The organism is Streptomyces sp. NPDC059695 (assembly GCF_042733785.1).
Classification (GTDB): domain Bacteria; phylum Actinomycetota; class Actinomycetes; order Streptomycetales; family Streptomycetaceae; genus Streptomyces.
On sequence record NZ_JBHWFF010000019.1, the window covers coordinates 82191 to 101658 of the forward strand.

The window sequence follows — 19468 nt, forward strand, 5'->3', positions numbered from 1 at the left end:
GCGGGGCGAGAGAGCGCCGCGCGCGCGCGCGGCGGCCCCCCCCCCCCCCCCGCCCGCCCCCCCCCCCCCCCCCCCCCCCCCCCGGGCCCCCCCGCCCCCGGGGGCCCCCGGGGCCGTGGTGCTGATCAACCCCAACACCTCCGCCGCCACGACCGCGACGATGACCGCCCTCGCCCGCCGCGCCCTGGGGCCCGCCCTCCCCGTCCGCGGCGTGACCGCGGCCCGCGGCCCGCGCATGCTCACCGACCCGCAGGCCATGCGGGCCGCCGCCCCCGAGGTGCTGGCCGCGGGCCGCCGTGCCGTGGGCGAGGGCGACTGCGCCGCCCTCCTGGTCGCCGCCTTCGGCGACCCGGGCCTCGCGGAGCTCCGCGAGGCGGTCCGCGTCCCCGTGGTCGGCCTCGGCGAGGCCGCGCTCCTGGAGGCGGCCGACACCGGGACCCCCTTCGGCATCGCCACCGTCACCCCGCTCCTCGCCGACACCATCCACGCGCGCGTGACCGCACTCGGCCTCGACGACCGGTACACCGGCCTCCGGCTCACCGCCGGCGTCCCCGAACGCCTCACGGCCGACCCGCGGCTCCTCGTCGACCGGCTGGAGCACGCCGTCCGCGCCTGCGCCGAACGGGACGGGGCCCGTGCCGTCGTCATCGGCGGCGGCCCGCTCGGCGAGGCCGCCGAGGAACTCCAGGCCCGCTGCGCGGTCCGGGTCGTCGCCCCGATCCCCGCGGCCTGCCGCGCGCTCACCCGCCTGGCCGCGCAGCGGTCCGGGGGCTGACCGCGCCCACCGGGCGGGCGCCTCACCGCTCCACCTCCATCCGCCGACGGCACTCCCGGGCCAGCGGCGGGTACGCGGCGGCGATCGCCTCGTACAGCCGGCGCCGCAGGACCCGCTCGGCCTCGCCCCGGCCGGTCTCCCCGTACAGCCCGTCCAGCAGCGCCTCGTACCGCGAGAGGGCGTGCCGCAGATAGCTCACCTGCCACCGGACCAGCGCCCCGGAGGGCGGCGGCACGGGCCCGGGCGCAGCCGTCTCCGGCGGTGCGTCCTCCCGCCGCCGCCCGGGACTCCGCGCCCCCAGCAGGTGTCGGTGCCGCACGGCCCGCCGCTCCAGTTCGGGCCGGGGCAGCAGGGGCACCTCGATGGGCTCCGCGCGGATCGCGGCCAGCACGGCGGCCCGCCGCCGCTCGGCGTGCACACCGGAGGCCGCGGCACGGGTCCGGCAGTGCGCCGCCGCCTCGGTGAACTCGGGCGTGCGCTCCACCGTCTCCACCCGGGCCAGGAGGTAGAGCCGCACCGGCGCGAGGGACCAGCGGCGCGGATCGCGCCCCTGCACGTCGGGCGTGCCCAGCAGGTCCCGCACCATCGCGTCGCTCCAGCCGCGCCGCCGCATCCCGGCGAACGCCACATAGGTCGTACGGTCCGTCATGAATCCCCCTCGGTCGACTACGGAGCGTGACGATTCCAGTGAAGCGCACCCCACTGACAACGCCCCCTTGCCGAGGTCGCACCGGCTGTGCGATATAGGTCTGGACCTTTTCTCCGAACGGAGGCCGGCCCGTGCAACGTCCGCTCGCCGCAAGCCTGTTGGCCGCTCTCGCGCTCGCGATGACGCTCACCCTCGCCGCCTGTGAAGGCGCCGCCGCCCCCGCGCCGAAGGACACCCGGGCGCCGACCACCCCCTCCGGAGTGACCGCCACCGCCGGCAGCGCGAGCACCGTCCACGTCATGTGGAGCGCGTCCACCGACGACCGCGCCGTCACCGGCTACGCCGTCTACAGCGAGGGCCGGAAGGTCAAGGACCTCCCCGCCACCACCCTCATGACCGACGTCGTCGGCCTGACCCCCGCGACCCTCCACCGCTTCACCGTCCGCGCCCGCGACGCCGCCGGCAACGTCTCGGCCCCCAGCGTCACCGTCACCGCCACCACCCTCCGCGCCGCCGCCGAGGACCGCACGCCCCCCACCGCCCCGAGCGCCCTCCGCGCCACCCCCGACGGCGCCCGGGCCGCCACCCTCCACTGGTCCCCGGCCCGCGACGACACCCGGGTCACCGCGTACGACGTCTACCAGGCCGACGTCCGCGTCCACACCGTCCCCGGCACCGCCACCACCGCCCGCCTCACCGGCCTGCGCCCCGGCACCGCCTACGCGTTCACGGTCCGCGCCCGCGACGCCGCCGAGAACTCGTCCCCGGACAGCACCCCGGCCGATCTCACCACCGCCCCGTCCCCCGGAGCCCCGCCCAACACCGCCCCCCGCGACGTCACCGCCACCGCCGGCAAGGGCGAGATCACCCTCACCTGGATCCCGCCCCGGACGGGTGCCCCCGTCACCGACCACGAACTCCACCTCAACGGCCGCTTCACCACCACCATCATCTGGGGCACCACGCCACCCCCCGGCCGCGCCACCTACACCTTCCCGGTCCAGGACCCCCCGGGCACCCGCTACACCGTCACCCTCCGCGCCCGCCTCCCGGACGGGACCTGGGGCGACTTCTCGGCCCCGAGGACGGTGGTCGTCCGCTGAACTCGGTCCGGCGGCGGGCACCTCCCGGACATCGCCCACGCAGTCCCGCGCACCGCGCCGACACTCCTGCCCCACGGCCCTTGCCCGCCGGAACCGGTCTCCCGGAACTACCCTGGGAAGCGTGGCCGGGACCGTACTCACCAACACCGGGCTCGACAGGTTCCTCGAACTCCTCGACGGAGCGCCCGAGCATCGTGACCCCGCGTTCGCGCGGGCCGCCGAAGCGGTCCTGGGACTGCTCGCGCTGCGCGGCGCCGACCGGGCGACCGGGGTGCCCGAGCCGACGCCGGGACTCGTGCGGCAGCTCCTCGTCGAGGACCTGCCGACCTTCGTCTACGCGCCGCCCGGCGAGCTCGCCGCGTACCCGGCCGTCCTCGGCGCCCTCGCCGCGCGGTTCGACGGCGGGCGTCGCGAGCGGATCGCCCTGGTCCTCGCCGAGTCCGCGCCCGACTTCGAACGCGCCATGAACGACCCCGGCAACCTCACCTGGCACCGCTGGTACGCCTCGCTCCTGCGGACCTGCGGCGCCGACCTCGCCGACCCCGAGGACGTCCGGCGCCGGCTCGCCGCCCTCGACGGCGCGCCCCTCCCCGACGGGGTGCGGCGCGCCCACCTCATGGGGCGGACGGCCCTCGCCGACGTCCTGCTCGCCGAGGCGCTCACCCGCGCGTACGTCCGGGACGCCGAGGCGCCCCCGGCCTCCGGGCCGCTGCTCACCGACCATGCCGTGGCGACCGGCATCGGCCGGCTCGCCTCCGCGCTCCAGGACCGGTGGACCGCCGCCGGGCTCGCCGAACAGCTGGCCGGCCCGTACGCGCGCTTCGCCCCCGGACCCGACGCCTTCCCCCATCTCGTCCTCGCCGACGCCCTCCTCGACGAGCACCTCGACTACTACGGCGACCCCGCCGCCCCCGAACCCCCGCCGCCCGTGATCGAGGCGGGGCCCGTCGAGGAGGACGCCGACACGCTCATCGCCGTCGTCGAGGAGCTCACGGAGGAGGAGTTCGAGCCCTACGGCGACGAGGCGCCGCATCTGCTGTACGCGGTCTACCAGCGCGGCTGCTCGGCCGATTCCGTCGCCCGCAAGGCCGCCGAGTACGAGGACTGGTCCGTGGACCCGGCCCTGGAGGACCTTCCCGTCGCGGTGCCGGACGCGGCACCCGGCCCGTACGCCGTCCCGCCCCTTCCCGAGCTCGTCCGCCTCCTCGGCACGGCGGGGCTGGACGAGGCCGACCGGGCGCGGCTCGAAGGACCGGCCCGCGACCTCGCCGCGGTCCTCGACCGGCTCGCCGCCACCGGCCTCGTCTTCCGTGCCGGTGACGCCTTCGGGCTGACACCGCGCGGCGCGGGCGTCGTCCGCTACCTGCTGGGCGTGCGCGGGGTCGCCGCGCCCGACGCCGCCGAGGCCGCCGCCTGGACCGCGCCGGACGTGGTCGCCGCCGCGGGAGGCTGGTCCCCGTTCGTCGCCGCGCGCGTGCTCGCCGACTGGCTCCACGCGCGCGCGGACACCGCCGACGCCTGGTCCGGGCTGCTCGCCGCCCTCGGCACCGTCCACGCCGGCACCTCGGAGGCGGCCGCCACCCGGGGGCTGTTCGCCGCCCTGGACACGGCAGGCGCACCGCCCGAGGCCCTGCGCGGTGCGCTGCGCGACCCGGTCGTCGGCGCGTACGCCCTGGAGGCCCTGCGGGACAGGGGAGAGGAGGCGGACCCCATCCAGGTGCGGACGTCGGCCCGGGCCCTGAGGGTCCTCGACGCGCTGCCCGCCAAGAAGGGGCCCCTGGAGAGCCGCCGTGCCGCGTTCGACGAGGCGGCCGCGGCCTGGCCCGGTGGTTCCGCCGCGCTGGTCCGCGCGATGGCCGCCGCGGACCGCCACGAGACCGAGCGGGTCCTCCGCCCGCTCGGCATCACGCTCCCGTGACGAGAGCCGCTATCCGGCCGTGAGGTACATCCCCGAAGGCCCCGACCCCGGCGTGTTCCGGCAGCTCTGGTTCCCCGTCGGGCGGGCGGCCATCAGGGCCAGGCAGCGGCCGAGGGCCTGCTGGCCGTAGGCGTTGGGGTGCATCGACTCCTGGACGAGCCCCTGCGTGCTCTGGCTGTCGATCCAGCGCGCCCACTCGCTCGTCGTCGCCGACGGGGGCGCGGTCGCCGTCACCTGCCTGCTCGCCTTCGCGCAGACCTCACGGCCCTGGAGCGCGTCCCGCAGGTCCAGGAACTGCACGCCCTTGGCCGCGGCGACGCCCTTGAGGCGCGCGGCGAGCTGGGGGACGAGGGAGTCGCGGGCCCAGTCGGCGTCGGCGTTCCAGAAGGGGCAGCCGCCGGTGTTGGTGCGGGCCCAGCCGCTCTCCGCGTACCGGTTGTCGGCGGCGCGGGGGAGGGGGGAGGGGTACGACTGGAGGACGATCCGGTAGTCGGAGGAGGCGTATCCGGCGGTGGTCATGACTGCCCGGATCTCGTCGACGGACCGGCCGACGTCGGCCATCACGCCGTCGATCCGGGCGTCGACCTCGGCCTGCTGGTCGTCGTGGCAGTAGGAGTACCAGACGATGTAGTCGGTCGCGCAGGTGGTGATGACGTCGGCGAAGCCGAGGTCGTTGCCCCCGATGGACAGGGCGATCAGCTCGACGTCGTTCGCGGCGGCGACCGCCGCCAGCTGGTCGGCCTGGGGCGCCTCGCCCTTGTAGGACCGGCCGCCCTGGGAGGCGCGGAAGACGTTCTTCGTCGTCGCCCCGGAGCAGGCGAGGTTGATCAGGGAGGTCGCGACCGGGCCGGCGCTCCTCACCTCGGAGGTGTCCGAGCGGTGGCAGCCGCCGGCGGTGGCGCCGTACACCCGGGACGGGTCGTAGGCGCTGCCGGTCCAGGCGCGGTCGGTGCCGTTGCGGCTGCCGGAGTCGGTGAGGCTGTTGCCCTGCCAGCGGCCGGCCTCGCCGGAGATGTAGCTGTCGCCCATGGCGACGACGGCGGTCGGTCCGGAGCCGGCCGAGGCGTGGGCGGCGGGGGCGGCGACGGAGGCGAGCCCGGCGGCGGTACACAGTGCCAGGAGTGCGCGCAGCGCACGGTGGGGGGTCGAAGGCATGGCTGTGCTCCTGCGGTATGCGGTGACGCAGTGACGTGGGGGACAGCCGCCGGCCGGTGGCATGGCGGAATCTCGCACGGCGTGGCTTGTTACCGCTAGGTAGCTGCATATCTCGGTTCCGTCACGTCACCTGTGGCCCGACCGGGAACGGGCAGAGCTCCGCCCCCGGTGCTGTGCGACACCGGGGGCGGAGCTCTGTTCAGGACGTGTGCGGCCGCTGTGCGGTCGGCCGACGGGGGTGCGTCAGCCGACCAGCTGCTCGTACGCCGGGAGGGTCAGGAAGTCCGCGTAGTCCGCGTCCAGGGAGACGTGCAGGAGCAGGTCGTGGGCCTGCTGCCAGCGGCCGGCCGCGAAGGCCTCCTCGCCGATCTCGGCGCGGATCGCGGCCAGTTCCTCGGCGGCGACCTTGCGGGCGAGCTCGGGGGTGGCGGCTTCGCCGTTCTCGAACACGACGCCGGCGTTGATCCACTGCCAGATCTGGGAGCGGGAGATCTCGGCGGTGGCCGCGTCCTCCATCAGGTTGAAGATGGCGACGGCGCCGAGGCCGCGCAGCCACGCCTCGATGTAGCGGATGCCGACCTGGACGGCGTTGCGCAGGCCGTCGTACGTGGGCTTCGCGTCGAGCGAGTCGATGGCGATGAGGTCGCCGGGCGCGACGGAGACGTCCTCGCGGAGCCGGTCCTTCTGGTTCGGCTTCTCGCCGAGGACGGCGTCGAAGGAGGCCATCGCGATCGGGACGAGGTCGGGGTGGGCGACCCAGGAGCCGTCGAAGCCGTCGCCGGCCTCGCGGTCCTTGTCGGCCTTGACCTTCTCGAAGGCGACCTTGTTGACGTCGGCGTCCTTGCGGGACGGGATGAACGCCGCCATGCCGCCGATCGCGTGCGCGCCGCGCTTGTGGCAGGTGCGCACGAGGAGTTCGGTGTACGCGCGCATGAACGGGGCCGTCATCGTGACCGCGTTGCGGTCCGGCAGGACGAACTTGGCGCCGCCGTCACGGAAGTTCTTGACGATGGAGAAGAGGTAGTCCCAGCGGCCCGCGTTCAGGCCGGCGGCGTGGTCGCGGAGCTCGTAGAGGATCTCCTCCATCTCGTACGCGGCCGTGATGGTCTCGATGAGGACCGTGGCGCGGACGGTGCCCTGCGGGATGCCGACGTAGTCCTGGGCGAAGACGAAGATGTCGTTCCAGAGGCGGGCCTCCAGGTGCGACTCGGTCTTCGGGAGGTAGAAGTACGGGCCCTTGCCGAGGTCGATCAGACGCTGGGCGTTGTGGAAGAAGTACAGGCCGAAGTCGACGAGCGCGCCGGGCACCGGGCGTCCGTCGAAGGTGAGGTGACGCTCCTCCAGGTGCCAGCCGCGCGGGCGCATGACGACCGTGGCGAGCTGGTCGGCCGGCTTGAGCGCGTACGACTTGCCCGACCGCGGGTCCGTGAAGTCGATCCTCCGGGCGTACGCGTCGATCAGGTTGACCTGGCCGAGGACGACGTTCTCCCAGGTCGGGGCCGAGGCGTCCTCGAAGTCGGCGAGCCAGACCTTCGCGCCGGAGTTGAGCGCGTTGATCGTCATCTTGCGGTCCGTCGGACCGGTGATCTCGACGCGGCGGTCGTTCAGGGCCGCCGGGGCCGGCGCGACCTTCCAGGAGTCGTCGGCGCGGATCGCGGCGGTCTCCGGAAGGAAGTCCAGGGTGGACGTACGGGCGATCTCGGCGCGACGCTCCGCTCGGCGGGCGAGGAGCTCGTCCCTGCGCGGGGTGAACCGCCGGTGCAGTTCGGCGACGAAGGCCAGGGCGGCCTCGGTGAGCACCTCCTCCTGACGCGGGAGGGGCTCGGCATCGACGACGGCCAGGGGGGACGGCGCTGGTGCGGACATGAACTGTCACTTCCTTCAGCGGACTTCACGGGCGGTGCCAGGCGGCCGCCGGGCGTCGCGGTTTCGGCACGGAGTGCCGCAGGCGCCGAGATACGGCCGCGAGCGCCTTCTGAACGAGCAGGCGCTTCTGAACAGTGGATACTAGTTTCCTCATGGTGGAAGTTCAATGGTTTGTTGATGTCGAGATTCTCCGGATCGACAGAACATGGCGCTCGGTGCCAGCCCGTTCACTCCAGGTGGGAAAGATCCGCCTCCGTGTCGATGTCGTAGGGCTCGGCCACATCCGAACAGTCCACCGGGGTGATCGCATCCCGGTGCGCCGCCAGGTAGTCCCGTGCGCCCCGGTCGCCCACCGCCGTCTCCGCGATGCCCGCCCAGTGCCCGGCGCCGAACAGCACGGGATGGCCGCGCACCCCGTCGTACGAGGCCGCCGCCAGCGAGTCCCGCGAGCCGTACGCCGCCCGGACCCGGGCCACCGCCCGGGCCCCGATCCCCGGCTGGTCGACCAGGAGCACCAGCGCCGCGTCCACGCCGCGCGGATCGGCGGACAGCGAGTCCAGCCCCGCGCGGAGCGAGGAACCCATCCCCTGCGCCCACTCCGGGTTGTCCACCAGGACGCACCCCGGCAGCTCCGCCCGCTCCCGTACGAGCTCCGCCGACGCGCCCAGCACCACGTGCACCACCTCGCAGCCGGCCGCGCGCAACACCCCCACGGCGTGCTCGACCAGGGGCCGCCCCCGATGCGTGAGCAGTGCCTTCGGCCGCCCTCCGAGTCTGCGCCCGCCCCCGGCGGCGAGCAGGAGTCCGGCGACGACGGGGGTTCGATCTTCCTTCGCTGTCATGGGATCTGCATACCTCATCAGGCGGAATCACACGGTCGCCTGAATTCCCTCCACCAGGGGTGGCGCGCCGGGGTGGCGAAGGAGTTAACTGACCCCCACTCACGGCGCCCGACCGCCGCCCGGGGGGTCGGTCGGGAGTGCCCGGAGTGTTCGTCGTACGGAGTTCTGCGCACAGTGCTGTGCGGGGGGAGAACCATGTTGCGAAGCGTGGGGCAGAGGCGAGTGACCGGCGAGGGCGTGGACCCCAGGGTGGCCGAACTGCGGTCCGCCGTGTCCCGGCTCCGAAGGGAACTGGCCGCGCACCGGGTCGAGTTCACCGACCGGGGTATCGCCGAGGACGAGCTCGCGGCGCTGGACGCCATGGCGCTCAGCGGCGACCCCGAGGTGCGGCGGCTGCGCCGCTCCCTGCTGCTCGTCGCGGGCTCCGTCGGCTCCGTCAGCGCGCTCGCCGAGGGCCTCGCGGCGGTCCGGCGGGCCGTCGAGCTCTTCGGGCCCCCGCAGACCGGACGGTAGACCGCGACCGGACCCGGCCCGAAGGGTCCCCCCGGACCCGGGACCTTCGGATACCCCGGAGGGGTGCGCACGGCTCTGTGCGGTGGCCGATCCAGGGAGAAGCCTTCCATCCTGAGGGGAAGCGCCGGGCCTCGGCAGGCCGGGCCGGAAGGCGGTGGTGGACGTGGCGGCCACGGATCGCGGGGTCCCGCGGGGCGCCCCGGCCCCCGGCGGCGCCGACCCGCTCGGAGACCCGTTCCTGCGGGCCCGGTTCGCCCTGCCCGCGCGCCCCGGCACGTTCCTGCGCCGCGACCGCCTGTCCGCGCACCTCGGACAGGCCCTGCTGACGCCGCTGACCGTGGTCAACGGCTCCGCCGGAGCCGGCAAGACCCTCCTGGTCGCCGACTGGGCCGCGCACCTCGGGCAACCGGTCACCTGGCTCACGCTCGACGCGGCGGTCGAGGGCCCCGGGATGTTCTGGGCACAGCTGCTCCAGTCCCTGAACGCCCACGGCGTACCGGTGCCCACCGCCGTCGGCCTCCCCGCCGACGCGACCCGCGTCCACCACACGCTCCTGAGCCGGCTCGCCTGGGAACTCGCCGGGCACGACCGACCCGTCACCGTGGTGATCGACGAGTTCGACCGGATGACCGACCCCGAGGTCGCACGGCAGCTGGAGTTCGTCCTGCGACACGCACGGCCGGGACTGCGCCTCGTCCTCGTCAGCCGTACCGAACCCCTCCTTCCGCTCCACCGCTACCGCCTCGCCGGCGAGATCACCGAGATCCGCGACGCCGACCTGGCCTTCACCACGCAGGAGGCCGTCGACCTCCTGGAGCTGCACGGTCTCTCACTCGCGGCTCCGGTGGCCCGGGCGCTGGTGGAACGCACCCGGGGCTGGGCGGCCGGCCTCCGGCTGAGCGCCCTGGCGGCGCGGTCCAGCCCGGACCCCGAGCTCTACCTGAAGGAGTTCGAGGCGGGACGCGGCACGATCGCCGACTTCCTGCTGGCCGAGGTGCTGGAACGGCAGACCCCCGAGACCCAGGACCTGCTGCTGCGGATCAGCGTGCTGGACCGCTTCTGCCCCGACCTCGCGGACGCCCTGACCCAGCGCCGCGACGCCGCCACGATCCTCGGGGACCTGCACCGCGGGAACGCCTTCGTCGAGGACTTCGGGCACGGCTGGTACCGGCTCCATCCGCTGTTCCGGGAGATCCTCCTGGCCCATCTGCGCCGGCGCGCCCCCGGCCTGGAGACCCAGCTGCACCGCCGCGCCGCGCACTGGCTGCGGCGCTCCGGGACCCTGCCCGAGATGCTGGCCCACGGCGCCGCCGCGCGGGACTGGACGTACCTCGCCCGGGCGCTGGTGGAGGACCTGGAGATCGGACGGCTCCTCACCGGCCTGGGCCCCGGGGAGCCCGTCGACTGGTTCGCGGGGAGGGAGTTCGCGGGGCGGGAAGGGGACACGCCCGACCCGGCCGTGGACCTCGTCCGCGCCGCCTGCGAGCTGGCCCGGTCCGACCTCGGCCGGGGCCTGGCGCATCTGAGCCGAGCCGAGGAACAGCTGGCCTCCTGCGGCGGCGACTCCCCGGAGGCCCGGCTGACCTGCGCGCTCCTGGAGGCACTGGCCGGGCGGCTGGCCGGCTCGGGGCGCCTGGCCGAACGGGCCGCCCGCTCGGCCCGGCACCTCATGCCCCGGATGCCCGCCCGCCTCCTGGAGGAACACCCCGAACTCCACGCCCTTCTGCTGACCCACACGGGCTCGTCCGCCCTCTGGGCCGGACGCCTCGACGAGGCCCGGGACGTCCTCACCGCGGTGGCCCGCGGTCCCCGTACGGCCTCCACGGCGCTCCCGCGGATGGAGGCACTCGAACGCCTGGCGCTCCTCGACCACCTCGACGGGCGGCCGGGCGCGGCGGAGCGCACGGTCCTCGCGATGACCGCGGAGGCCGAGCGGTACGGCCTGACCCCGCCCCAGGGGTCCGGACTCGGACAGGTGGTCCTGGCCGCGGTGGCGCTCGGCCGGGACGACGTGGACCGTGCCGAGGCCCTCCTCGCCGGGGCGCCCGCTCCCCGGTCGCCGGACCCGGTGCCCGCCGCGGCCGTCCGCGCCGTCACCGCCGGCGTCCTGCTGGCCCGGGGCCGGACGGATGCCGCTCTGGCCGTCGCGGCCCGGCCCGTTCCGGCCGCCGACGCGTCGCCCTGGGCGCGGGGCACCGCCGCCCTGGTCGTGGCCGACGCCCACCTGGCCGAGGGCCGCCCGGACGCGGCCGTCGAAGCCCTCCGACGGGTCGCCGGGGACCAGCCGCTGTGCGCCGTCGCCCTGGCGCGGGCCCACCTCACCGCCGGGGACACCGCCACCGCCCTCCGCCTGCTCGACGGTCTCCCGGCCCACGGGCGCCCGGGACCGGGGGTGACCGTGCCGGCCGCGCTCGTACGGGCCGGGGCGGCCGCGCGGGACGGAGACCGCGCCACCGTCCGGGGACTGCTCGCGCAGGCCCTCGCCGAGGGCCGCCGGGAGGAGCTCAGACGCCCCTTCCGGAGCGCCGGACCCTGGATCGACGCGTTCCTCGCGGAACCGCCGCTCCGGGCGCACGCGGCCGGATGGCTCCTTCCCGGAGCGGAGACGCCGCACGGCACGGCGACGGAGGGACCCGGGCCGGGAACACCGGTGGAGGGGCTCAGCGAGCGGGAGCGCGACGTCCTGGAGCGGCTCGCCCGGGCGATGTCGACCGAGGACATCGCCGCCGACCTGTACGTGTCCGTGAACACGGTGAAGACCCACCTCAAGAGCGTCTACCGGAAGCTGTCGGTGCACCGGCGCAACGAGGCCGTGCGCCGCGCCCGCGAGCTGGGACTGCTGTGACCGTCCGCTGAGGGGGGTGCCCGGCGTCACCCGAGGCGGGTGAGGCGGGAGGCGACCCTTTCCGGTGTGATGGCGGGGGAGGGCGTGCCCACTCCCTCCGCCGCCGGTGACCCGGCGGGTCAAGGTCCGGCGAGGTGGCGACCGTGAGACGTTGGCGCGCTCTGATCGTGCTGGGGGCGGCCCAGTTCCTGATGGTGCTGGACACCTCCGTCATGAACGTGTCCATCAGCCAGCTGGTCGAGGACTTCGACACCGAGGTCACCTCGATCCAGGCCGTCATCACCCTGTACGCCCTGGTCATGGCCGCCTTCATGCTCATCGGCGGCAGGTTCGGGGACATCCTGGGCCGCCGCCGCGTCTTCCTGATCGGCATGGCGGTCTACGGCGTCGGCTCGGCCCTGACCTCCGTCGCGCCCACCCTGTGGGTCCTGGCCCTGGGGTGGTCGGTCATCGAGGGGCTCGGCGCCGCACTGGTGCTGCCGTCCATGGCGGCCCTCGTCGCCGAGTCCTACCGGGGCCGCGACCGCTCGGTCGCGTACGGCGTCATCGGCGGTCTGGCCGGGGCCGGCATCGCGGTCGGTCCGCTGCTCGGCGGCTGGGTGACGACGTACCTCACCTGGCGCCTCGTCTTCGCGGGCGAGGTCGTGGTGGTGCTGGCCGTGCTCCTCTTCCAGGGGGCGATCCCCCAGCAGCCCCCGGTGGACCGCCGGCCCGGCCTGGACGTCGTCGGCGCCGTGCTGTCGGCGGCCGGCCTGGGACTCGGTGTGCTCGGTGTGCTCCAGAGCAGCACCTGGGGATGGGTACAGCCGCGGAACCCGCCCTTCACGGTCCTCGGCTTCGCCCCCACGCTGTTCGTGGTCGGGGCCGGGGTCGTGGTCCTGTTCTTCTTCCGGGTGTGGGAAGAGCGGCGGGAGGCCCGTGGTGAGGACCCCCTGGTCCATCTGGCCCTGTTCCGCAGACCGGCCCTGAGTTCGGGTCTGATGACCCTGCTGAGCCAGAACCTCATTCTGCTGGGGCTGTTCTTCACGATCCCGCTGTACCTGCAGGTGGTGCAGGGCCTGGACGCCTTCGAGACCGGGCTGAGGCTCCTGCCGGTCTCCGTCACCATGCTCGTGGCCTCCATGGGCGGCGCGAGGCTCGGGCGCAGGGCGGGCCCGCGGCGGATCGTGCGACTGGCCCTGGTGGTGCTGCTCGTCGCCATCGGCTGGCTCGTCGCCACCATCGACCCCCAGCTCGACGACGCCCAGTTCTTCTGGGCCATGGCGCTTCTCGGCCTGGGTGTCGGGCTGCTCGCCTCCCAGCTCGGCAACGTCGTCCAGTCGAGCGCGGGGGAGGAGGAGCGCAGTGAGGTCGGGGGCCTGCAGTTCACCGCCCAGAACCTGGGGTCCGCCCTGGGCACGGCGCTCATCGGCTCGCTGCTGATCGGAGCCCTGGCCCAGGCCTTCACGACCCAGGTCGAGCAGGACCCGCGGCTCTCGGACGCGGCCCGGCAGCAGACGAGCGTCGCCCTGGAGGCGGGGATCAACTTCGTCTCCACCGACCAGGTCCACGCGGCGGCGGAGGACGCGGGACTCCCGCCGCACGAGGTGGAGGCCGTCACCGAGTCGTACGCCTCGGCCCAGCTGGACGGCCTGAAGGCGGCCGTCCTCGCCACCGGGGGCATCACGCTGGCGAGCTTCCTGGTGACGCGCGGCCTGCCCGGTGCGGGCGGGACCGGCGGCCGGGGCCGCGAGCGGGACGCCGCGGACCCCACCCCCGACGAGCCCGGCCGCTGACTCACCCGCGCGGGGTGAGGCGGACGGGCCCGCGAGGGCGGAGCATCGAAGCAAGGCCACGAACGGCCGGAAGGGACGGCACGACCGACACCAGGTGACAGTCACCCCGAGAGGGACACGCCATGCAGTACGAGATCCGCGTCGACGGGCTCATGTCCGAGACGCTGATCGGATCCTTCCCCGAACTGGAGCACGTGATGATCTCCGGTCAGACGGTGCTGTACGGCCCACTCGTGGACGAGGCTCACCTGTACGGCCTACTGGCCCGATTCCAGTCGCTCGGACTGCACGTGGTGGAGCTGCGGCGGCTGCCGGAGTGACCGCTGTGGATCCCGGCACGAGAAGGACCCGGAACGGAGCGCGGACATGGACACACCGATCTACCTCGCCTACGACTACCCACTGCTGAGCGCCTTCTGGACCATGCTGTGGTTCTTCCTGTGGATCCTGTGGTTCATCCTGCTCTTCCGGATCATCGCCGACATCTTCCGGGACCACAGCATGGGTGGCTGGGGCAAGGCCGGATGGCTGGCCTTCGTCATCCTGCTGCCCTTCCTCGGCGTGCTGGTCTACGTCATCGCCCGGGGCAAGGAGATGGGCCACCGCGAGGTCGAGCACGCGGTCAAGAAGCAGGAGGCCTTCGACGCCTACGTCCGGGAGATCGCCGGCGGCGGCGCCCGTCCCAGCCACGCCGACGAGCTGTCCCGGCTCTCCGAGCTCCGCAACCGCGGTGACATCACCGAGGAGGAGTTCCGCAAGGCCAAGGACATCGTCCTGAAGGACGACCGCCCGGCCGCGCCCGCCGACACCGGTGGCACCACTCCCCGCCCCTGAGACGGGCCGGGACCAGGAAAGGAACTGAGATGACCTCCACGCACAGCGGCCAGGTGTCATCGACGAAGCAGGCGTGGGCCGGAGGCCTGCGGATGTTCGCCGCCGTCATGCTCGCCCTGGCGGGTCTGCTCGGCATCTTCCGGGGGATCATGGCGATCGCCGAGGACGACGTCTTCGTCAGCACGCCCAACTACGTCTTCCGGTTCGACCTCACGGGCTGGGGATGGATCCATCTCTGCCTCGGCATCGTCGCCCTGCTCGTCAGCTTCGGCCTCTTCGGGGCGGCGGCCTGGGCGCGGTACACCGGCGTGGGCATCGCCGCGCTCGTCATCATCGCCAACTTCCTGTCGCTGCCGTACTACCCGTGGTGGTCCGTCATCATGATCGCGATGTCCGGATTCATCATCTGGGCCCTGTGCGTCGACCGTGGTGACGACATGGGCGGCGCCGGCACCGGGAGGCAGTCGTGAGCGACCTGAAGTTCGAGCAGAAGAGCTCGATGTCCCGTGCCGAGGCAGCGGCCCAGCTCGAATCGCTCGCCGCGGCACTCAGGGCGGGTGAGGACGCCGAGCTCCGGGTGGGGCCCGGTGTACTGAGCCTCAAGGTCCCCGAGACGGTCCGCGCCGAGGTGGAGTTCGAGGTCGAGGACGGCGAGATCGAGCTGGAGATCGAGCTGAAGTGGCGGATCGACGGCGAGACCGAGGCGCCCGCGCCGAAGAAGGCCGAGACGAAGAAGCCTCCGGCCGAGAAACCGGAGGCGAAGAAGCCGGAGGCCAAGAAGGCCCCGGCGAAGAAGCCCGAGGCCAAGCCCCCGGCCAAGAAGCCCGAGGCCAAGCCCCCGGCGAAGAAGCCGGAGGCGAAGAAGCCGGAGGTCAAGAAGCCCCCGGCCAAGAAGCCGGAAGCGAAGAAGGCCCCGGCCAAGAAACCTGGCGCGAAGAAGCCCGAGGCCAAGAAGGCCACGGCGAAGAAGGCTCCGGCCAAGAAGGCCCCCGCCAGCAAGTCCCCCGCCAAGAAGGCCCCCGCCAAGAAGCCCGCCACCAAGACGCCCGCCGCCGCCTCATCCGCCAAGGCCGGGCGCACCGCCAAGAAGTCCGCGTGAGCCGGGGGTACCCCCGGGGGCCCCGGGGGTCCGAGTGCTTCGCTTTCACCCACTTGACCTGGTCGCCGTGCCGGTGCCGCCGGGCGCGAGTTGGGTGGGACCCGGACCCCCGGAGAACGGAACCTGCCATGTACGAGATGCACATCGCGCCCGAGCACTCCAGCGGACTTCCGGTCTGGCACGTGATCGCGAAGGAGGCGGTCAGCAGCCTCTGCGGTCAGAGCGTCGACCGCGGCGCGGACGGAACCACGACGGACCGCCACTGCCTGCCGTGCATGCGGTCCCTCCAGGACCTGATGGGGTCCAGGACCGCCGTGGCGGCCGAGGAGCGGACGGACGGCCTCACCGCCTGATCAGCCGCCGCGCCGTCGCCGCGGCGACCGCCGCCGTGCGCGAGTCCACGCCCAGCTTGGCGAAGATGTGCACCAGGTGGGACTTCACCGTGGCCTGGCTGAGGAACAGCGCCTTGCTGATCTGCTGGTTCGACAGGCCCTCGCCGACCAGCTGGAGGACCTCCAGCTCGCGCTTGGTCAGGGCCTCGGCCGGCGTCCGCATCCGGTCCATCAGCCGGTGCGCGACCGCCGGAGCGAGGGCGGACTGCCCGGCGGCCGCCGTGCGGACCGCCGCCGCCAGCTCCTCGGGCGGCGCGTCCTTCAGGAGGTAGCCGGAGGCGCCCGCCTCCACCGCCGCCAGGATGTCCGCGTCGGTGTCGTACGTCGTCAGGACCAGCACCTTCGGTCCGCCCGGCGCCGCCGTGATGGCCGCCGTCGCCTCCGAGCCGTGCATCCCGGGCCCGAACTGGAGGTCCATCAGGACCACGTCCACGTCCCCCGCCGCGGCCAGCCCCACCGCCCGTTCGGCCGTGGCCGCCTCCGCGACCACGGCGAAGTCGGGCTCGGTGTCGAGGACCGCGCGCAGGCCCGCCCGTACCACCGGGTGGTCGTCGGCGAGGAGGAGTCGGATCGTCATGCTTCAGGCTCCAGCGGGGAGAGGGAGGGAGACGGCGACGGCGGTGCCCTGGCCGGGCGCCGATTCGACGGTGAACGTGCCGCCCAGCGACTCCGCCCGCGAGCGCATCGCCGGAAGCCCGAAGCCGCCGTCGGAGGAGGGACGCACGGAAGCGGGGTCGAAGCCGTGGCCGTCGTCGACCACGTCCAGGGTCACCGACGCGTCCATGAACGACAAGGTGATCTCCGCCCGCGAGGCCGAGGCGTGCCGCACCGTGTTCGCCAGCGCGGACTGCGCGATGCGCAGCAGCGCCACCTCGTAGGGGGTCGGCAGCTCGGCCGGCGTGCCGCTCACCGAGAACCGCACCCGCGGCCCCGTCCCCGGGGCCACTTCGGCGACCGGCTCGCAGAGCCGCTCCAGGGCCGCGGCGAGGGAGCCGTGCTCGAGGTCCGGCGGCGACAGCGCCCGCACGAACCGCCGCGCCTCCGCCAGGTTGTCCTGGGCGGCCTCGCGGGCCCGCCCGATGTGCCCCGCGGCGGGGGAGTCCGGCGGGAGGACCCGCTCGGCCGCCCGCAGCAGCAGCTGGATCGAGGACAGGCCTTGCGCGAGCGTGTCGTGGATCTCCCGGGCGAGCCGCTCCCGCTCGGCGAGCGTCCCCGCGTGGCGCTCCGCCGCCGCGAGCTCCGCACGCGTCTCGATCAGCTCCTCGATGAGCCGGCGCCGCCGCTCGCTCTCCCGGTACAGGGCCTGGTAGCCGAGGACCGTCGCCACCGCGACCGCCGCACCGAGCAGAGGCCCGATGAAGACCCCCGGGTTGAGCGCGGCGCCGTGTCCCACGTACGAGAAGATCGCCGCGCCCGCCGTCAGGACCACGGCCGGCAGGGACCAGCGGGTGGGCAGCAGGTGCAGCTGGAGGAAGTAGAGCGGGAAGGCCAGCCAGAGCGCCTCCGGCGTGAGCCAGAGCAGCGCGAGCCAGGACACCCCCAGGACCGCCAGCCAGACGGCGGCGGCCCGCTGCGAGCTCCGTACGGACGGCAGGTACGAGCCGGCCGCGTAGACCGCGCCCGTGAGCGCCGCCATCACCGTCCCGCCGGCCGAGTCCGCCCGTACCGCCGCCAGGACGAGCAGGCCCGCCATGAGCAGGTGCAGGCAGAGGCGCAGGGCACGCAGGGCGGGGGTGAGTGAGCGGGGATCCATGGTCCCACCAGCGTAGACACCGGGAGACAATCCGGACTCAACCGAAAGTTTGATTGCGGAGCCATCCGTGGCGCGATGCCCGCGGGGCACCTCGCGGACCACTCTGGTCAGCATGTTCGTGGCATGGAGAGACCTGAGATTCGCCAAGGGGCGTTTCACCCTCATGGGCACGGTGATCGTGCTGATCACCCTGCTGGTGGGGTTGCTGTCCGGGCTGACCGCCGGACTCGCGCGAGAGAACATCTCGGCGATCACCGGTCTGCCCGCCGACCGGCTGGCCTTCGCGGCACCGCCGTCCGGGCAGTCGGTCTCCTTCACCAACTCGACGGTGACGGAGGAGCAGTGGCGCGGGTGGGCCGGGCGGCCCGGGGTGACGGAGGCCGATCCGCTCGGCATCCGTACCCTCAACGCCGCCGCCGGTGACCGCACCGCGGCCGTGTCCGCGTTCGGGTCGGAGCCTGACGCGGGCCTGGCACCCGGGGCGGTCGGCGCGGGCAGGGCGGTCCTCTCCGCGTCGGCGGCGGAGGAGCTGTCCGTGGGCGCCGGCGACACCGTCCGTCTGGGCCCCCTGGAGGTCACCGTCTCGGCGGTCTCCGGCGACGCCTCGTACAGCCACACGCCCGTGGTGTGGACCTCCCTCGACGACTGGCAGAAGCTCGGCCACAGCGGCACCACCCCGGACGAGCAGGCCACCGTCATCGCGCTCAGCGGCGACGGCGTGGACTGGGCGGCCGGCGACAGGGCCGCCGGCACCGAGGCGCGCACCCTCGACGGCGCCCTCACCGCCATAGGGTCCTACCAGGCCGAGAACGGTTCGCTGCAGCTCATGCGCGGCTTCCTCTTCGCCATCTCCGCGCTCGTCATAGGAGCGTTCTTCACCGTCTGGACCATCCAGCGCAGCGGTGACGTCGCCGTCCTCAAGGCGCTCGGCGCCTCCACCCCGTACCTCCTCAAGGACGCCCTGGGACAGGCCGTCCTCATGCTCACCGCCGGGACCCTGCTCGGCACCGCGCTCGCGGTCGGCATCGGGGCCCTCGTCAGCGGCGGGAACGTGCCGTTCGTCCTGGAGCCGCTCACCGTCCTCGGGCCGGCCGCCGTGATCATCGTCCTCGGCGTCCTCGGCGCCGCCCTGTCCATCCGGCGGATCACCGCCGTCGACCCCCTCACCGCCCTCGGGAGCGCCCGATGAGCCTCGTCCTCGACGCCGTCACCCTCACCTACCCCGACGGCGACGGCCGCCTCACCGCCCTCGACGCCGTCTCCCTCACCGTCCCCGCCGGTACGCTCACGGCCGTCGTCGGCCCGTCCGGCTCCGGCAAGTCCAGCCTCCTCGCCGTCGCCGCCACCCTGGTGACGCCGGACGAGGGGCGGGTCGTCGTCGCCGGCACGGACACGGGCGACCTGACGGCCGCCGCCAAGGCGGAGCTGCGCCGGGAGCACATCGGGATCGTGTTCCAGCAGCCGAACCTGCTGCCCTCGCTGAGCACGGTGGAGCAGCTCCAGGTGATGGCCCACCTGTCCGGGCACGCGCCCAAGGCGGTACGGGGCCGGGCCATGGACCTGCTCGGGGCGGTGGGCCTCGCGGACCAGGCGCACCGGCGGCCGCACCAGCTCTCGGGCGGTCAGCGGCAGCGGGTGAACATCGCGCGGGCGCTGATGAACGAGCCGTCCGTGCTCCTGGTCGACGAGCCGACGAGCGCCCTGGACCACGAGCGGGGGGCGGCGGTCATGGACCTCCTGGCCACGCTGACGGCGGAGCGCGGGACCGCGACGGTCCTGGTCACCCACGACCGCACGCACCTGGCCCGCACGGACCGCACGGTGACGGTCCAGGACGGCCGTCTGACGGAGGCGGTACGGGCCTGAGGGCCGGCGGCGGGGCACCGGGAAACGGCCGGGGGGGGGGCCCCCCGCCCGGGGGGGGGGGGGCGCGCGCGCCGGGCGGGCGG

19 protein-coding genes are annotated in these 19468 nt (G+C 74.2%); 13 read left to right on the forward strand and 6 right to left on the reverse strand.

Going from position 1 to position 19468, the window contains the following annotated elements; genetic code table 11:
- Nucleotides 1–115 precede the first annotated feature (115 nt).
- Nucleotides 116–775 carry an aspartate/glutamate racemase family protein gene (locus ACFV2S_RS23625; RefSeq protein WP_385562447.1) on the forward strand — a complete coding sequence of 220 codons (660 nt, stop codon included), beginning with the start codon at nt 116–118 and terminating at the stop codon, nt 773–775.
- 22 nt (nt 776–797) lie between these two features.
- Here ACFV2S_RS23625 and ACFV2S_RS23630 read toward each other — a convergent pair whose 3' ends face one another.
- The gene (locus ACFV2S_RS23630; protein WP_385562450.1) at nt 798–1424 is read right to left on the reverse strand and encodes a hypothetical protein; all 627 of its coding nucleotides are present in this window, start codon (nt 1422–1424) and stop codon (nt 798–800) included.
- A 131-nt stretch (nt 1425–1555) separates the two neighbouring features.
- Between ACFV2S_RS23630 and ACFV2S_RS23635 the strand changes: the two genes are divergently transcribed.
- The gene (locus ACFV2S_RS23635; RefSeq protein WP_385562453.1) at nt 1556–2527 is read left to right on the forward strand and encodes a fibronectin type III domain-containing protein; all 972 of its coding nucleotides are present in this window, start codon (nt 1556–1558) and stop codon (nt 2525–2527) included.
- 121 nt (nt 2528–2648) lie between these two features.
- Complete coding sequence (locus tag ACFV2S_RS23640) at nt 2649–4445, forward strand: hypothetical protein (RefSeq protein WP_385562456.1); 1797 nt, start codon at nt 2649–2651, stop codon at nt 4443–4445.
- A gap of 9 nt (nt 4446–4454) precedes the next feature.
- On the opposite strand, the gene ACFV2S_RS23645 is transcribed toward ACFV2S_RS23640, so the two are convergent.
- The 3 genes from ACFV2S_RS23645 to ACFV2S_RS23655 form a co-directional block, all read right to left on the reverse strand.
- Nucleotides 4455–5600 carry a GDSL-type esterase/lipase family protein gene (locus ACFV2S_RS23645; RefSeq protein ID WP_385562459.1) on the reverse strand — a complete coding sequence of 382 codons (1146 nt, stop codon included), beginning with the start codon at nt 5598–5600 and terminating at the stop codon, nt 4455–4457.
- Between the two features lie 243 nt (nt 5601–5843).
- Nucleotides 5844–7466, reverse strand: coding sequence for a malate synthase A (gene aceB, locus ACFV2S_RS23650; protein ID WP_385562462.1), 1623 nt, complete (start codon nt 7464–7466; stop codon nt 5844–5846).
- A 227-nt stretch (nt 7467–7693) separates the two neighbouring features.
- Entirely contained in the window at nt 7694–8308 is a 615-nt protein-coding gene (locus ACFV2S_RS23655; RefSeq protein ID WP_385562465.1) for an NTP transferase domain-containing protein, read from the reverse strand.
- 195 nt (nt 8309–8503) lie between these two features.
- Between ACFV2S_RS23655 and ACFV2S_RS23660 the strand changes: the two genes are divergently transcribed.
- The 8 genes from ACFV2S_RS23660 (at nt 8504) to ACFV2S_RS23695 (ending at nt 15727) form a co-directional block, all read left to right on the forward strand.
- Nucleotides 8504–8821: a DUF5955 family protein gene (locus ACFV2S_RS23660; protein ID WP_385562468.1), complete on the forward strand. Its 318-nt coding sequence runs from the start codon at nt 8504–8506 to the stop codon at nt 8819–8821.
- 163 nt (nt 8822–8984) lie between these two features.
- On the forward strand, nt 8985–11666 hold the full coding sequence (locus ACFV2S_RS23665; protein WP_385562471.1) for a LuxR C-terminal-related transcriptional regulator: 2682 nt from the start codon (nt 8985–8987) through the stop codon (nt 11664–11666).
- 143 nt (nt 11667–11809) lie between these two features.
- Nucleotides 11810–13441 (forward strand): MFS transporter, encoded by a 1632-nt coding sequence (locus ACFV2S_RS23670; RefSeq protein ID WP_385562474.1) that lies wholly within the window; start codon nt 11810–11812, stop codon nt 13439–13441.
- A 122-nt stretch (nt 13442–13563) separates the two neighbouring features.
- Nucleotides 13564–13761: a hypothetical protein gene (locus tag ACFV2S_RS23675; RefSeq protein WP_329852098.1), complete on the forward strand. Its 198-nt coding sequence runs from the start codon at nt 13564–13566 to the stop codon at nt 13759–13761.
- A 46-nt stretch (nt 13762–13807) separates the two neighbouring features.
- On the forward strand, nt 13808–14275 hold the full coding sequence (locus ACFV2S_RS23680; protein ID WP_385562477.1) for an SHOCT domain-containing protein: 468 nt from the start codon (nt 13808–13810) through the stop codon (nt 14273–14275).
- 29 nt (nt 14276–14304) lie between these two features.
- Complete coding sequence (locus tag ACFV2S_RS23685; protein WP_385562480.1) at nt 14305–14745, forward strand: hypothetical protein; 441 nt, start codon at nt 14305–14307, stop codon at nt 14743–14745.
- The gene (locus tag ACFV2S_RS23690; RefSeq protein WP_385562483.1) at nt 14742–15374 is read left to right on the forward strand and encodes an amphi-Trp domain-containing protein; all 633 of its coding nucleotides are present in this window, start codon (nt 14742–14744) and stop codon (nt 15372–15374) included. The genes ACFV2S_RS23685 and ACFV2S_RS23690 overlap by 4 nt, the downstream gene beginning before the upstream one ends.
- A gap of 128 nt (nt 15375–15502) precedes the next feature.
- Nucleotides 15503–15727 (forward strand): hypothetical protein, encoded by a 225-nt coding sequence (locus ACFV2S_RS23695; protein ID WP_385562486.1) that lies wholly within the window; start codon nt 15503–15505, stop codon nt 15725–15727.
- Here ACFV2S_RS23695 and ACFV2S_RS23700 read toward each other — a convergent pair.
- A complete protein-coding gene (locus tag ACFV2S_RS23700) occupies nt 15717–16343 on the reverse strand; it encodes a response regulator (protein WP_385562489.1) in 627 nt (208 codons plus the stop codon). The two genes, ACFV2S_RS23695 and ACFV2S_RS23700, sit on opposite strands and share 11 nt — an antisense overlap.
- A 3-nt stretch (nt 16344–16346) precedes the next feature.
- Entirely contained in the window at nt 16347–17519 is a 1173-nt protein-coding gene (locus ACFV2S_RS23705) for a histidine kinase (RefSeq protein ID WP_383799532.1), read from the reverse strand.
- Between the two features lie 112 nt (nt 17520–17631).
- Between ACFV2S_RS23705 and ACFV2S_RS23710 the strand changes: the two genes are divergently transcribed.
- Together ACFV2S_RS23710 and ACFV2S_RS23715 are read left to right on the forward strand one after the other, a co-directional pair.
- Nucleotides 17632–18708, forward strand: a complete 1077-nt coding sequence (locus tag ACFV2S_RS23710; protein ID WP_385562494.1) for an ABC transporter permease — start codon at nt 17632–17634, stop codon at nt 18706–18708.
- Nucleotides 18705–19385 (forward strand): ABC transporter ATP-binding protein, encoded by a 681-nt coding sequence (locus ACFV2S_RS23715; RefSeq protein WP_383799538.1) that lies wholly within the window; start codon nt 18705–18707, stop codon nt 19383–19385. Before ACFV2S_RS23710 ends, ACFV2S_RS23715 begins: the two co-directional genes overlap by 4 nt.
- Nucleotides 19386–19468: the final 83 nt, after the last annotated feature.